The organism is Mesorhizobium sp. M0954, from assembly GCF_040319155.1.
Taxonomy (GTDB): Bacteria; Pseudomonadota; Alphaproteobacteria; order Rhizobiales; family Rhizobiaceae; genus Mesorhizobium.
This window is the reverse complement of record NZ_JAMYNR010000001.1, coordinates 13,096-26,294: the sequence shown is the minus strand read 5'-3', so window position 1 is coordinate 26,294 and position 13,199 is coordinate 13,096. Positions and strand designations below refer to the sequence as shown.

The window sequence follows — 13,199 nt, the reverse complement described above, 5'->3', positions numbered from 1 at the left end:
ATGAACCGACTGGATTGAAGCATGAAAGCCGTCGTCTGCCGCTCGCCCGGCGAACTTGTCCTCGAAGATCGTCCGGCGCCTGGCGCGCCCCCCGCCGGCTGGGCGCTGGTCGCCGTCAGCCATGTCGGCATCTGCGGCACCGACTATCACATCTTCGAAGGCAAGCACCCGTTCCTCGCCTATCCCCGCATCATGGGCCACGAGGTTTCCGGCACCGTGATCGAGGTTGGCGTGGACGTCGATCTCGCCGTCGGCGAAGCGGTGATCGTCAATCCCTATCTCGCCTGCGGCAAATGCAACGCCTGCCGGCAAGGCAAGCCGAATTGCTGCGTCAGGATCGAGGTGCTCGGCGTCCACCGCGACGGCGCCATGTGCGAGCAGATCCTGGTGGCGGCGCAAAATCTTTATCCGGCAAACGGCCTGTCGCTGGCCGATGCCGCCGCCGTCGAATTCCTGGCGATCGGCGCCCATGCCGTGCGGCGCTCGCTGGCTGATCCACGTGCGCGCACGCTGGTCATCGGCGCAGGCCCGATCGGGCTCGGCACGGCGCTGTTCGCCCGCATCGCCGGGCTCGATGTGACGCTGCTCGACATGAGCGCTGAACGGCTTGGCTTTGCCGAAAGCGAACTCGGCTTCGCGACGCTCGACGGCTCGCGAGGCACCGCTGCCGACCTGGTGCGGGAAGCAACCGGCGGCAACGGCTTCGACGTGGTTTTCGATGCCACCGGCAACACCCGGTCGGTGCAGTCGGCCTTCGCTCATGTCGCGCATGGCGGAGCGCTGGTCCTGGTCAGCGTCGTCAAGGACGACATCGCCTTTTCCGATCCCGAATTCCACAAGCGCGAGATGATGCTGATCGGCAGCCGCAACGCCCTGCGTGCCGATTTCGACCATGTCGCCGCCTCGATCCGCAACGGCGCGCTGCCGCTGGCAAAGCTTGTGACGCACCGCACCACGCTTGGCGAGACGCCGCACGACCTCGCCCGCTGGGCGCATGAGAAGTCTGGCCTGATCAAGGCTGTCATTCAGGTCGGATGATGCCAGGGCTGCCGTATCTCAGAGCGCCGACAATTTGAGCTCGATCCGCTCGGCCGGGAAGCGCGACTCCGAAAACTGTATCGGCTGACCGTCGGGCGTGACGTTGACGGCGACCGTCACCAGCACGATGGCGCCGGGCTGCAGCTCGAGGTCCGCAAGGTCGGCGGCATCGGCATGGCGCGCCGACAGCACGGTCGATTGCCTGAGATAGTCGTCGATGCCGAAACGTGCCAGTGATGCGGTGATCGAACCGGTTTCCGCCATGGCGGCATCGATGCCGGCAAAGCGCCTGGCATCGAACCAGCCGGCCGCGCGGGACACCGGCATTCCATCGGCTTCGCCGCGCGTTTCCAGGCGTATCACATCGGCCCCCGTCGCAAGGCCTAAGCCCTCTGCGACACGACGGTCGGCCGGCTCGATCGATGACGCGAGCAAGGTGATATGCCGCTCGGACGCCTGTCCTTGCAATCCCTCGGAAAAGCGGGTGCGGGCGCCGATCGGATAAGACAGCCGGTTGCGCGACAGCACGAAGGTGCCGCGCCCCTGCTCCGCCCTGAGCACACCCTCCTGCACCAGCGCTGCGATAGCGCTACGCACCGTGTGGCGGTTGACGCCATAGCGTCCGGCCAACGCGATCTCCGGCGGCAGCGCGGCATTCTCGGGAAAATCGCCGGCGGCGATCGAATGCAGGATCTGGTCGGCGATCTGTCGCCACAGCGCGACACCGCTGCGCCGCTCGATGCGGTTGGCTTGTCCGATCATCTCCCGCCCCAATTCTTTGCGCCGATCTTTTGGCCCGTGTCACGTGCCCGTCATGGACACGCGCTAGATAACGAGTATAATTTGTATAGTTGTCTATATCAATAGACAAATTCACGCAAACGAGGAGTACGGCCATGCGAGGACGGGAAGCGCGAGAGCGGGCCGAGCGCAAGGCCGTGATGACGACGCTGGCGCAATCGGCCGGCGACGACATCGTCCGCCTCTGGGACGAAGCCGGCCTGCCTTGCGAAGCGGAACTTCTGCGTGGCCCCGAAACCGGCCTGGTTACGGTACGCGGCCGCATCGGCGGCGGCGGCGCGCCCTTCAATGTCGGCGAGGCGACGGTCACCCGTGCCACGGTGCGGCTTGCGTCCGGCCATGTCGGCCACTGCTACGCGCTCGGCCGCGACAAGCAGAAGGCAAGGCTGGCGGCAATCGCCGATGCGCTGTGGCAGGACCCGGCCCACCGCAATGAGGTCGAGATCAGGATCGTTGCGCCATTGCAGGCGGCACTGGCCAAGGCGCGTGAACAGCGCCGCGCCGAGACGGCGGCGACCAAGGTCGATTTCTTCACCATGGTGCGCGGAGAAGACTGATGAATATCGCCACTCAATCCATTGAAGGCGGCTTCGCCGATCCGGTATTCAACGCGCAGACCGTATTCCGTGCCGTGATGGACGCGATGGCGCGGCCAGGCAGTGTGCAGCCGCTGCCGGCCCTCGCCCACCCCCCGGTGCCGCTGTCGGCCACCGCCGGCGCCGTTGCGCTGGCGCTGTGCGATAACGACACGCCGCTCTGGCTCGACCACGCCTTGCAGGCTTCAGCGACGGTGAAATCCTGGCTTGGCTTTCATACCGGCGCGCCGCTGGCCAACACCCCGGCCGACGCGCATTTCGCGCTGATCGCCACGCCGGCCGAGATGATGGCGCTCGACGGGTTTTCGCAAGGCACCCGGGATTATCCCGATCGCTCCACGACGCTGATCCTCGAGGTCAGCGATCTTGTCTCCGGCGCTGCGCTGCTGCTCGAAGGCCCGGGCATCGAGACGACGGCGACGATCGCGCCGGCGCAAATGCCGCGCCATTTCGTCGAGCAATGGAAGCAGAACAAGCAGCGTTTTCCGCGTGGCGTCGACATCATCCTCGCCACGTCCGAAGCAATTGCCTGCCTGCCGCGCACGACGCGCATCAAGACGATGGAGGCATAGCATGTATGTCGCGGTAAAGGGTGGCGAAGCGGCCATTCGCAACGCCCACAAACTGCTCGCCGACCGCCGGCGCGGCGACCGCTCGGTGCCCGCACTTCGCCTCGACCAGATCGTCGAGCAGCTGGCGCTCGGCGTCGACCGGGTGATGAGCGAAGGTTCGCTCTACGACCGGGAATTGGCGGCACTCGCCATCGTCCAGGCGCGCGGCGACATGATCGAGGCGATCTTCCTGGTTCGCGCCTATCGCACCACGCTGCCGCGTTTCGGCTACACAAGGGCGATCGACACCGGCACGATGCTGGTCGAGCGACGGCTGTCGGCCACCTACAAGGACCTGCCCGGCGGGCAGCTGCTCGGCCCGACTTTCGACTACACCCACCGCCTGCTCGATCCCGAGCTCGCCGCCGGCGGCGATGTCGCCGAACCGGAGCAGCGCGCAGGCAAGGCGGAAGCCATGCCGCGCGTCTCGGCCATCCTCGCCCGCGAAGGCCTGATCGAGCCCGACGGCGACCTGCCTGGGGATCATACCCCCGGCGACATCACCCGCGAGCCGCTCGAATTCCCGATGGCGCGCGACATCCGCCTGCAGGCGCTGTCGCGCGGCGACGAGGGGTTTCTGCTGGCGCTCGGCTATTCCACCCAGCGCGGCTACGCGCGCAACCATCCCTTCGTCGGCGAGGTTCGCATCGGCGAGGTCGAACTGGAACTGGACGTGCCGGAACTGCCCTTTGCCGTGCCGCTCGGCAGCATCCGCGTCACCGAATGCCAGATGGTCAACCAGTTCAAGGGCTCGGCCAAGGCGCCGCCGCAATTCACCCGCGGCTATGGCCTCGTCTTCGGCCAGAGCGAGCGCAAGGCCATGGCCATGGCGCTATGCGACCGCGCGCTGCGCGCCTCGGAGTTGGGTGAGGATGTCATCGCCGCAGCGCAGGACGAGGAGTTCGTCATCTCGCATTCCGACAATGTCCAGGCGACCGGCTTCGTCGAGCATCTGAAGCTGCCGCATTATGTCGACTTCCAGGCCGAGCTCGACCTCGTGCGCCGCATGCGCGCCGAGCATGATGCCCGCGAAAATGCCGGCAAGGCCGAAGAAAAGAGGCAGGCAGCGGAATGAGTGCACAACCAGCGGACATCGCCACCTACAACTTCGCCTATCTTGACGAACAGACCAAGCGGATGATCCGTCGGGCGATCCTCAAGGGCATCGCCATTCCTGGCTATCAGGTGCCGTTCGCCTCGCGCGAAATGCCGATGCCCTATGGTTGGGGCACCGGCGGCGTGCAGGTCACCGCTTCGATCATTGGCCCGGACGATGTGCTCAAGGTCATCGACCAGGGCGCCGACGACACCACCAATGCGGTTTCGATCCGCGCCTTCTTCAAGAAGGTCGCCAATGTCGCCGTCACCACCGAGACGGCCAAGGCGACCATCATCCAGACGCGCCACCGCATTCCCGAATATCCGCTGAGTGCCGGCCAGGTGCTGGTCTATCAGGTGCCCATCCCCGAACCGCTGCGCTTCCTCGAACCACGCGAGACGGAGACGCGCAAGATGCATGCGCTGGAGGAATACGGTCTGATGCATGTAAAACTCTACGAAGACATCGCCAGGCATGGCCGCATCGCCACCACCTACGCCTACCCGGTCAAGGTTGAGGGCCGCTATGTGATGGATCCCTCGCCGACGCCGAAATTCGACAATCCGAAGATGCACCGTTCGCCGGCTTTGCAATTGTTCGGCGCCGGCCGCGAAAAGCGCATCTACGCGCTGCCGCCCTTCACCGATGTGGTCAGCCTCGATTTCGAGGACCATCCGTTCGAGGTGCAGACCTTCGACCAGCCCTGCGCGCTGTGCGCGGCCGAGAACGTCTATCTCGACGAGGTCATCCTCGACGACCATGGCGGCCACATGTTCGTCTGCTCCGATACCGATCATTGCGAGAGGCGGCGCGCGGAAGGCGGCCGCGGCCATCTCGCGCCCGAGACCCATCTTGCCCCAGGAAAAACGGAGCCGGCGCAATGATCGACGAACCGCTGCTGCGCGTTTCGGCACTGTCCAAATTCTACGGCTCGCGCGTCGGCTGCGAGAACGTCACTTTTGACCTCTGGCCGGGCGAAGTGCTGGCGGTGGTCGGCGAATCCGGTTCCGGCAAGACGACTTTGCTCAACTGCCTGTCAACTCGACTGCTGCCCAGCTCCGGCACCGCCAGCTACCGGATGCGCGACGGCCAGTTTCGCGAACTCTACCGCATGAGCGAGGCCGAGCGCCGCTTCCTGATGCGCACCGATTGGGGTTTTGTCCATCAGAACCCGGCCGACGGGCTGCGCATGACGGTGTCGGCCGGCGCCAATGTCGGCGAGCGGCTGATGGCGGTCGGCGACCGTCACTATGGCAGGATCCGCGCAACGGCGGTCGACTGGTTGTCTCGTGTCGAGATCGACGAAGACCGCATCGACGACGAGCCGCGCGCCTTTTCCGGAGGCATGCGCCAGCGCCTGCAGATCGCCCGCAACCTCGTCACCGGGCCGCGGCTGGTGTTCATGGACGAGCCAACCGGCGGCCTCGACGTCTCGGTGCAGGCGCGCCTGCTCGATCTGTTGCGCGGCCTGGTCACCGATCTCGGCCTGGCCGCCATCGTCGTCACCCACGATCTCGCCGTGGCGCGGCTGTTGTCGCAGCGCATGATGGTGATGAAGGACGGCCGCGTCGTCGAAAGCGGCCTCACCGACCGCGTCCTCGACGATCCGCGCGCGCCTTATACCCAGTTGCTTGTCTCCTCGATCCTGCAGGTGTGACGATGATTGCTCCGGCGTACCCCCCTCTGGCCTGCCGGCCATCTCCCCCTCAAGGGGGGAGATCAGCAGCTTTTATGTCCCGCCCGTTCTGCGACACAGGAGAATGGCGAAACCGAATGCGACAGCCAATCTCCCCCCCTGAGGGGGAGATGGCCGGCAGGCCAGAGGGGGGTGTTGGCCCGCAGACGAATGACGATTGGAGAACCCTCTGATGACAACCCCGCTCGTTGTCTCCGATGTCGCGAAGAGCTTCACCATGCATCTGCGCGACGGCATCAAACTGCCTGTCGTCGCCGGCGTGTCGTTCTCGATCAGGAGCGGCGAATGCGCCGTGCTCGGCGGCCCTTCCGGCGCCGGCAAGAGCTCGATCCTGAAAATGCTCTACGGAAATTATGCCGCCGATGAAGGCCAGATCATCGTCCAGCACGAGGGCGGGCTCATCGATCTCGCCTCGGCCAGCCCGCGCACCGTGCTTGCCGTGCGCCGGCTTACCATCGGCTATGTCAGCCAGTTCCTGCGCACCGTGCCGCGTGTCTCTGCGCTCGATGTCGTGGCCGAACCGCTGGTCGAGCGCGGCGAGGAGCGCGAGGTCGCGCACGGCAAGGCACGCGCCTTGCTGGCGCAGCTCAACCTGCCGGAGAAGCTCTGGGCGCTGCCGCCGGCGACGTTCTCCGGCGGTGAACAGCAGCGCGTCAACATCGCGCGCGGCTTCATCACCGAGCATCCGATCCTGCTGCTCGACGAGCCGACCGCTTCGCTCGATGCCAGGAACCGCGACGTGGTGATTGCGCTGGTCGCGGCCAAGAAGGCGGCCGGCGTTGCCCTGCTTGGTATCTTCCACGACCACGACGTGCGCGAGGCGGTGGCCGACCGCGTCATCGACGTGACAGCTTTTGCCGCCGGGAAAATTGCCGCATGACAAGAAAGCTGTCGGAAACGCCGCTGGTCCACGAGACGGCGCAAGTCGAGAACTCGACGCTCGGCCGCTGGACCGAGATCGCCGAGCGCTGCCGGGTGTCGGAAAGCACGCTCGGCGACTATTCCTACATGATGCAGGACTGTGGCGTCTGGTGCGTGACGATCGGCAAATTCGCCAACATCGCCGCCAGCGTGCGCATCAACGCCACCAACCATCCGACCTAGCGGCCGACGCTGCACCATTTCACCTATCGCGCCTCGGATTATTGGGACGACGCGAGCACGAGAGCGAATTCTTCGCCAAGCGCCGCGCCAAACGCGTCACCATCGGCCACGACACCTGGCTCGGCCACGGCTCGACCATCCTGCCCGGCGTCACCGTCGGCCATGGCGCGGCGGTCGGTGCCGGCGCGGTGGTGTCGAAGGACGTCGCGCCCTACACCGTCGTCGCCGGCGTACCGGCCAAGCCGATCCGCGAACGCTTCGACCGCCGCACCGCGGAGCGCTACCAGGCGCTCGCCTGGTGGGACTGGGACCATGCAAGGCTGCGCGCCGCGCTCGACGATTTCCGCGAGCTGGAGGCCAATCAGTTTTTGGAGAAGCATGGGGGTTGACGCCCTGAATAAGTCAGCCGCTCAGGCAAATGTCCAAAATAATAGAAAGAAATCCTAACGTAATAAGAATAGCAACACCAGTCTGATTTAACCTGATAAGTTCTATAAATTTTTTGTCATAACCAATATCTATAAGCGATTTGGTTTTTTCCTCAACTTTATTTGCAAAATTTATCGTAACTAGAACGATTAAAAAAATGAGAATCATTAGAATAATGGCCGCGTCACGCCCATTTCCATAATTGTACAAGTATCCAGATATTGGATGGTTCAAGCTACCAACCCGATATATGGACGTCAAAACCAGGGCCACTGTGAAACTCATCGCAGCGACTACCCCTGCAGCATACAGTCGCAACCACTGGCGCCAACGTAGCAATTAGGAAGCCTCTCTTTGATACGAGTTTGAATCTTTATTTCAATCTTGATGATGTGGAAACCCCGGCAGCATCACTTGGCGAATCATGCCTTTGATATTCTACTTCTTGGCACGGTTTTCATGTCCCTGACACATCGTCGGGGCAGGACGCGGCCTTCCTTTGGAGATCGCAATGCCTGTTTCAGTCAGACCTTCGCTCGCCGGATTCTTTGCCGGCTCGAACCCGACCCCTCCGGTGCATCTCGGCAGGCGCTACGACACCTCTGGTAATTTTCTCAACGAGCCCGGCAACACGGTCGTCTGCCATCTCGTCAACGGCTCGGCTTCGGAAGCGGTGATCATCGACGTGCGTGAGCGCATGCGCGCCATGCCTGATGCCGACGGGCTGGCCTTCACGCCCGTCTCCAGCCTGCACATGACGCTGTTCCAGGGCATCATCGAATACCGCCGCCGGCTTCCCTATTGGCCGGAGGATGTGCCGCTCGACACCAGCATCGACGACATGACCCGCCTCTATCAGGAACGCCTGAACGGCTTCGAAGGCTACGGCGCCTTCAAGATCAAGGTCGTCGATGTCGTGCCGACGGGCTTGACCGTTGCCGGCGCAACCGATGAGGACGTGCATATCCTGCGCGCATGGCGCGATGCCTTGTCGGCGCCTTTCGGATACCGGCATCCCGACCACGACACTTACGTCTTCCACATCACGTTCGCCTACCAGATCCGGCGTCTGGCGGACGAAGGGGCGTCCGAGTGGCAAGATCTGTTCGACGATTGCCTCTCGCTGTTTGCCCGCCAGGCTCCGGTGATCGAGCTGCGGCCACCTGCCTTTTGCCGCTTCAGGGACATGGAGCATTTCGAGGAGTTGCTGATCCTCGGCTGATCCCATCCAAGCCGCCCGGACGGCAGCGGTTTGGGTCAACTCGCCTTCGCGCCAAACGCGCCTGTGGGCAGTAACAAAACTGACATCAATCCGACACCGCAGGTTCATGCCGTTGCGCTAGCGAGGGTTAACAGACCTTCAACCGCGACTGGACTGGAACTTACCCATGTCAGCAACGCCAGAAATGTCAGCAACGCTCGAAATTCGCGGCGTCACCCGCCGGTTCGGCAAGAACACCGCTGTCAGCAATGTCGACATCTCGATTCCGCACGGTCAGATGGTCGGCATCATCGGTCGCTCCGGCGCCGGCAAATCGACGCTTCTGCGCATGATCAACCGCCTCATCGATCCGAGCCAAGGATCGATTTTTTTTGACGGCGCCGAAATTTCCCGGCTGCGCGGCTCGCCGCTCCGACGCTGGCAGCGCGACTGCGCCATGATCTTCCAGCAGTTCAACCTGGTGCCGCGCCTCGATGTGCTGACCAATGTGCTGCTCGGCCGGCTCAATCACCGTTCGACCGTGTCCAACCTATTTAGCATGTTCTCCCGCGGTGAATGCGCCGAGGCGGTTGCAGCCCTCGAGCGCCTCGACATCGCCCGCACCGCCCTGCAGCCGGCCGGCACGCTTTCCGGCGGCCAGCAGCAGCGCGTTGCGATTGCGCGCGCCATGATGCAGCAGCCGAAGGTGTTGCTGGCGGATGAGCCGATTGCCTCGCTCGATCCGCTCAACGCCAAGGTGGTGATGGATTCGCTGCAGGACATCAATTTGCGCGAGGGCATCACCGTCATCACAAATCTGCATACGCTGGATACGGCCCGCACCTACTGCAACCGCATCATCGGCATAGCCGCCGGCAAGGTCGTCTTCGACGGCCCGCCTGAAGCCCTCAACCGCGAGGCCGTGCGCATGGTCTACGGCGCCGACAGCAATGGCGGCGAAATCTCCGAGGCCATCACCTCCACCAGTGTCGCCATCAAACAGAAAATCGCTGCATCCGCCGGACCGCTCGAGCCCGCATTCCCGGGATATTGAGAACGACCTGATCGCCCGCCCGCGTCAAAGGCACCTGTCAAAAAATTCGAACGCTACCGGCGCGAGGCCGAGACCAACAGGAGAGAGATAATGTTCAGGAAGATGGTTTTTGGCGCCGTTTCATTGCTCGCCATCGCGGCAAGCGCCGCTCACGCCCAGGATATCAAGGAATTCCGCATCGGCATCCTTGGCGGTGAAAACGAAGCGGACCGGCTGCGCAACTTTCAGTGCCTCGCCGATCACCTGAAGTCCGAATTCGGCTTCGAGAAGGTCTCGCTGTTCCCGGCCGCCGACTATGACGGCGTTATCCAGGGCCTGCTCGGCGGCACGCTCGATTTCGCAGAGCTTGGCGCGTCGGGCTATGCCAGCGTCTACCTCAAGGATCCGAACGCCGTGACCCCGATCCTCACCACCCAGCAGACCGACGGCGCGACCGGCTATTATTCGATCGGCCTGGCGCTGAAGTCGTCCGGCATCACCGACATCAAGTCGGCCAAGGGCAAGAAGCTCGGCTATGCCGACCCGGATTCGACCTCCGGCTACCTGATCCCGCTGACCCAGATCCCGAAGGACACCGGCGCTTCGAACGAAACCTTCTTCGCCTCGACCCAGTTCAATGGCGGCCACGAGAACAACCTTCTCGCGGTTCGCGACGGCAAGGTCGATGTTGCGATTGACGACTCCTCGGGCATCGGCGACTTCAAGAACGGCTACACCTCCGGCACCTTCCACAAGGAAGTCGCCAAGGGCGCCGTGGACCCCAACGATTTCGTTGAAGTCTGGCGCTCCGGCTTGATCCCGAACGGCCCGCTGGTCGTGCGCACCGCACTCGGCGGCGACATGAGCGCCAAGCTCGCCAACTTCTTCACCGGCCTGCCGGCCAAGGACAAGCCTTGCTTCGAGGCCATCGAAGGCGGCGATTTCACCGGCTATGTTCCGGTGAAGCCGGACTTCTACAGCGTCATCGTCGAAGCCCGCAAAGCCGCGATCGGCGGCTGACGACAATTTCGAAAAGGACGGCGTCCATTAGAGCGACGTGCGTCCACTTGGACGCACAAAGTACGCTCTAACACTTAGATGCCGCATCGTGCTTTCCGAAAGTCGACTTTCGGGCCGATGCGGTCGCCGCCCTTTTTGTGTGTCCGCTCGTGACCCCGTATGACCTTCGCCGCTACAATTCGTTCAGACGCGGTCCGGCAGGCAGCAGACGCCTGGCGACGCCAGACGTCCTTGCGACGGTTCTACACGGCGCTCGGCATCGGCTCACTGCTTGTCGCCATGTGCACAGCCATGTGGTTCGCCGACGAGGCCAATGCCGGACATTTCTTCGATCGGCTGCCGCACATACTGGATTTCCTTAGTTGGCTTGTTCCCAAGGACTGGAACGACGTCTGGCGGGCGCTGTTCGACATCGCATCGCCGCATGACAAGGGCAGCCAAGAGTTCAACTTCCCGCTTGGCCGCGTCTATCTCTGGGGCGGCTTTTATCTACCCGAATATTTCGAGCTGATGCTCACCACGCTTAACGTGGCGCTGGTTTCCACTTTCATCGGCTTTGTCTTTGCGGTGCCCTTTTCCTTCATCGCCGCGCGCAACTTGACGCCCAGTCCGATGCTCAGGCTCGTCGTAAAGCGCTTCATGGAACTGCTTCGCGCCTTCCCCGAGATCGTCATTGCCGGCCTGTTCGCAGCCATCCTCTCGACCGGCCCGGTCGCAGCCATCATCGCCATCGGCCTGCATTCCATCGGCGCCCTCGGCAAGCTCTTCTACGAGATCAACGAAAACATCGACATGCGCGCCGAAGAAGGCCTGCGCGCGGTCGGCGCCAACTGGTTCGAGCGCGTGCGCTTTGCCGGCCTGCCGCAAGTGCTGCCCAATTTCATGTCCTACACGCTGCTCAGGATCGAGATCAATGTGCGTATCTCGACCATTATCGGCGCGGTCGGCGGTGGCGGCATCGGCGAGGAACTGAAGCTCTCCATCTCGCGCGGCTTCGGCGCCAAGACGCTGGCATTGGTGCTGCTGCTGTTCACGACGATCTTCCTCGTCGACCAGTTTTCCGCCTGGCTACGCCGCAAGCTCGTCGGCGAGCAGGCATTCATGATGGGTGCCTGACCATGATCCCAAAAAGTGGATTCCGGTTTTTGGAAAAGATCATGGCAAATCAACAAGAAGACGGCCCATGGCCGCAATGACCGCCGATGAGATGCGGTCGATCGAGGAGCGCTTTCCCCAAGTGTTCCGGCGGCCCTTGTACAAACGCTTCGGCCCGCTGGTCCTGTTCACAGGCATCCTGCTCTATCTCCTCTACGCCTTGTGGTTCTTCAGCCTGCCGCAAGTGCTGAGGGAATCGCACTGGGAGCGCCTGCCGCTCTTCCTGACGCAATGGATCAGCTACGATCTGCAGCCGGAATTCCGTCTCGACCAGCCTCAGATCACACCCAGATACCCGCGTTTTTCGGCGCTCGGCGAAGACCCGCATCCCGATTGGGTCATCACCAACGCCAACGGTTCCTACACCATCCTGATCGACGGCCGGGCCAAATCGGTCATCTTCGACAAGACCGAGGCGACGCTGGTCGCCAATGGCCAGGCGGTGCCGATGTCGTTGACCAGCGGCAAACCGGTAATATCCGGCCCGGTGCCGGAGTGGATCACCGCGCATGACGATGAGATCGTCGCCAGGATGGGCTTTGCCGGCGAGGTCCGCATAACCGTCGATCGCGTCAAGGTCCGCAAACGCTTCCTCGGCTGGGCGAATTTCGTCTTCGACACACGCTCGCCCTTCTTCGGCAAGTCGCCCGGCGAGGTGGTCTCGTTGCTGATGTCCGGACCCCAGCTCAAGCCGGGCACATCAAACATTGCGCTGGCCGCCGACAATATCTGGAACAACGCCCAATGGCAGCATGGCGACGTCTGGACGAAGCTGTTCCAGACCATCGTCATGGCGTTTCTCGGCACCTTGCTCGGCGGCATCGTTGCCTTCCCGCTCGCCTTCTTCGCCGCCCGCAACATCACCCCGAGCGGCCTGCTTAGCCAGGTGCTAAAGCGGTTCTTCGATTTCATGCGTTCGGTCGACATGCTGATCTGGGCGCTGTTCTTCACCCGCGCCTTCGGCCCGGGCCCGCTTGCCGGCAGCGCCGCGATTTTCTTCACCGAGATCGGCACGCTCGGCAAAGTCTATTCGGAGGGCCTCGAGAACATCGACGACAAGCCACGCGAGGGCATCCAGTCGACCGGCGCCAACGGCTTGCTGGTGCAGCGCTATGGCGTGCTGCCGGAAGTGATCCCGGTCTTCATCAGCCAGACACTCTATCAGTGGGAATCCAACACCAGGGGCGCGACGATCATCGGCGCCGTCGGTGCCGGTGGCATCGGCCTGAAGCTCTGGGAGGCGATGCGCACCAATTCCAACTGGGCCAATGTCTTCTACATGGTGCTCTTGGTCCTGCTCGTCGTTTTCATCTTCGACAACATTTCCAATTTCCTGCGCCGCCGCTTGAGCAGGACGATCCACGACTACAACCGGATCCAGGCCGGCCAGGGCTGACAGAGGCGTTGCGCAGGCGT

General features: G+C 63.1%; 13 protein-coding genes and 1 pseudogene. 13 read left to right on the top strand and 1 reads right to left on the bottom strand.

What is annotated here, in order from left to right; genetic code table 11:
• The first annotated feature begins 21 nt into the window (after nt 1-21).
• Entirely contained in the window at nt 22-1,038 is a 1,017-nt protein-coding gene (locus NKH93_RS00140) for a zinc-binding alcohol dehydrogenase family protein (RefSeq protein WP_352918343.1), read from the top strand.
• Between the two features lie 18 nt (nt 1,039-1,056).
• Here the strand turns inward: NKH93_RS00140 and phnF are convergent, their stop codons facing one another.
• A complete protein-coding gene (phnF, locus tag NKH93_RS00135) occupies nt 1,057-1,800 on the bottom strand; it encodes a phosphonate metabolism transcriptional regulator PhnF (RefSeq protein ID WP_352918345.1) in 744 nt (247 codons plus the stop codon).
• Nucleotides 1,801-1,934: 134 nt separating this feature from the next.
• Here phnF and phnG point away from each other — a divergent pair, with 134 nt between their 5' ends.
• The 12 genes and pseudogenes from phnG to phnE (NKH93_RS00075) all read left to right on the top strand — a co-directional run bounded on the left by phnG (nt 1,935) and on the right by phnE (NKH93_RS00075) (nt 13,179).
• Nucleotides 1,935-2,396: a phosphonate C-P lyase system protein PhnG gene (gene phnG / locus NKH93_RS00130; RefSeq protein WP_352918347.1), complete on the top strand. Its 462-nt coding sequence runs from the start codon at nt 1,935-1,937 to the stop codon at nt 2,394-2,396.
• Nucleotides 2,396-3,007, top strand: coding sequence for a phosphonate C-P lyase system protein PhnH (phnH, locus tag NKH93_RS00125; protein ID WP_352918348.1), 612 nt, complete (start codon nt 2,396-2,398; stop codon nt 3,005-3,007). The genes phnG and phnH overlap by 1 nt, the downstream gene beginning before the upstream one ends.
• A 1-nt stretch (nt 3,008) precedes the next feature.
• Nucleotides 3,009-4,121: a carbon-phosphorus lyase complex subunit gene (locus NKH93_RS00120; protein ID WP_352918350.1), complete on the top strand. Its 1,113-nt coding sequence runs from the start codon at nt 3,009-3,011 to the stop codon at nt 4,119-4,121.
• Entirely contained in the window at nt 4,118-5,029 is a 912-nt protein-coding gene (locus tag NKH93_RS00115; RefSeq protein ID WP_352918352.1) for an alpha-D-ribose 1-methylphosphonate 5-phosphate C-P-lyase PhnJ, read from the top strand. Before NKH93_RS00120 ends, NKH93_RS00115 begins: the two co-directional genes overlap by 4 nt.
• Nucleotides 5,026-5,802, top strand: coding sequence for a phosphonate C-P lyase system protein PhnK (phnK, locus tag NKH93_RS00110; RefSeq protein ID WP_352448383.1), 777 nt, complete (start codon nt 5,026-5,028; stop codon nt 5,800-5,802). The genes NKH93_RS00115 and phnK overlap by 4 nt, the downstream gene beginning before the upstream one ends.
• A 211-nt stretch (nt 5,803-6,013) precedes the next feature.
• On the top strand, nt 6,014-6,721 hold the full coding sequence (gene phnL / locus NKH93_RS00105; protein ID WP_352918354.1) for a phosphonate C-P lyase system protein PhnL: 708 nt from the start codon (nt 6,014-6,016) through the stop codon (nt 6,719-6,721).
• Nucleotides 6,718-7,334: pseudogene (locus NKH93_RS00100) on the top strand (DapH/DapD/GlmU-related protein). Before phnL ends, NKH93_RS00100 begins: the two are co-directional and overlap by 4 nt.
• 551 nt (nt 7,335-7,885) lie before the next feature.
• The gene (locus NKH93_RS00095) at nt 7,886-8,596 is read left to right on the top strand and encodes a DUF1868 domain-containing protein (RefSeq protein ID WP_352539452.1); all 711 of its coding nucleotides are present in this window, start codon (nt 7,886-7,888) and stop codon (nt 8,594-8,596) included.
• A 166-nt stretch (nt 8,597-8,762) separates the two neighbouring features.
• Nucleotides 8,763-9,629, top strand: coding sequence for a phosphonate ABC transporter ATP-binding protein (gene phnC / locus NKH93_RS00090; protein WP_352968882.1), 867 nt, complete (start codon nt 8,763-8,765; stop codon nt 9,627-9,629).
• A gap of 90 nt (nt 9,630-9,719) precedes the next feature.
• Nucleotides 9,720-10,628 (top strand): phosphonate ABC transporter substrate-binding protein, encoded by a 909-nt coding sequence (gene phnD, locus NKH93_RS00085; protein ID WP_352968880.1) that lies wholly within the window; start codon nt 9,720-9,722, stop codon nt 10,626-10,628.
• A 159-nt stretch (nt 10,629-10,787) separates the two neighbouring features.
• On the top strand, nt 10,788-11,744 hold the full coding sequence (gene phnE / locus NKH93_RS00080; RefSeq protein ID WP_352474083.1) for a phosphonate ABC transporter, permease protein PhnE: 957 nt from the start codon (nt 10,788-10,790) through the stop codon (nt 11,742-11,744).
• Nucleotides 11,745-11,811: 67 nt separating this feature from the next.
• The gene (gene phnE / locus NKH93_RS00075) at nt 11,812-13,179 is read left to right on the top strand and encodes a phosphonate ABC transporter, permease protein PhnE (protein WP_352823330.1); all 1,368 of its coding nucleotides are present in this window, start codon (nt 11,812-11,814) and stop codon (nt 13,177-13,179) included.
• Nucleotides 13,180-13,199 lie beyond the last annotated feature (20 nt).

What these genes read in the sequence shown, in the direction of transcription:
- NKH93_RS00115 (WP_352918352.1), top strand. Translation starts at nt 4,118, where the DNA reads ATGAGTGCACAACCAGCGGACATCGCCACCTACAACTTCGCCTATCTT.
- phnF (WP_352918345.1), bottom strand. Translation starts at nt 1,800, where the DNA reads ATGATCGGACAAGCCAACCGCATCGAGCGGCGCAGCGGTGTCGCGCTG.
- phnG (WP_352918347.1), top strand. Translation starts at nt 1,935, where the DNA reads ATGCGAGGACGGGAAGCGCGAGAGCGGGCCGAGCGCAAGGCCGTGATG.
- phnK (WP_352448383.1), top strand. Translation starts at nt 5,026, where the DNA reads ATGATCGACGAACCGCTGCTGCGCGTTTCGGCACTGTCCAAATTCTAC.
- NKH93_RS00095 (WP_352539452.1), top strand. Translation starts at nt 7,886, where the DNA reads ATGCCTGTTTCAGTCAGACCTTCGCTCGCCGGATTCTTTGCCGGCTCG.
- phnD (WP_352968880.1), top strand. Translation starts at nt 9,720, where the DNA reads ATGTTCAGGAAGATGGTTTTTGGCGCCGTTTCATTGCTCGCCATCGCG.
- phnE (WP_352474083.1), top strand. Translation starts at nt 10,788, where the DNA reads ATGACCTTCGCCGCTACAATTCGTTCAGACGCGGTCCGGCAGGCAGCA.
- phnE (WP_352823330.1), top strand. Translation starts at nt 11,812, where the DNA reads ATGGCCGCAATGACCGCCGATGAGATGCGGTCGATCGAGGAGCGCTTT.
- NKH93_RS00120 (WP_352918350.1), top strand. Translation starts at nt 3,009, where the DNA reads ATGTATGTCGCGGTAAAGGGTGGCGAAGCGGCCATTCGCAACGCCCAC.
- phnH (WP_352918348.1), top strand. Translation starts at nt 2,396, where the DNA reads ATGAATATCGCCACTCAATCCATTGAAGGCGGCTTCGCCGATCCGGTA.
- phnC (WP_352968882.1), top strand. Translation starts at nt 8,763, where the DNA reads ATGTCAGCAACGCCAGAAATGTCAGCAACGCTCGAAATTCGCGGCGTC.
- NKH93_RS00140 (WP_352918343.1), top strand. Translation starts at nt 22, where the DNA reads ATGAAAGCCGTCGTCTGCCGCTCGCCCGGCGAACTTGTCCTCGAAGAT.
- phnL (WP_352918354.1), top strand. Translation starts at nt 6,014, where the DNA reads ATGACAACCCCGCTCGTTGTCTCCGATGTCGCGAAGAGCTTCACCATG.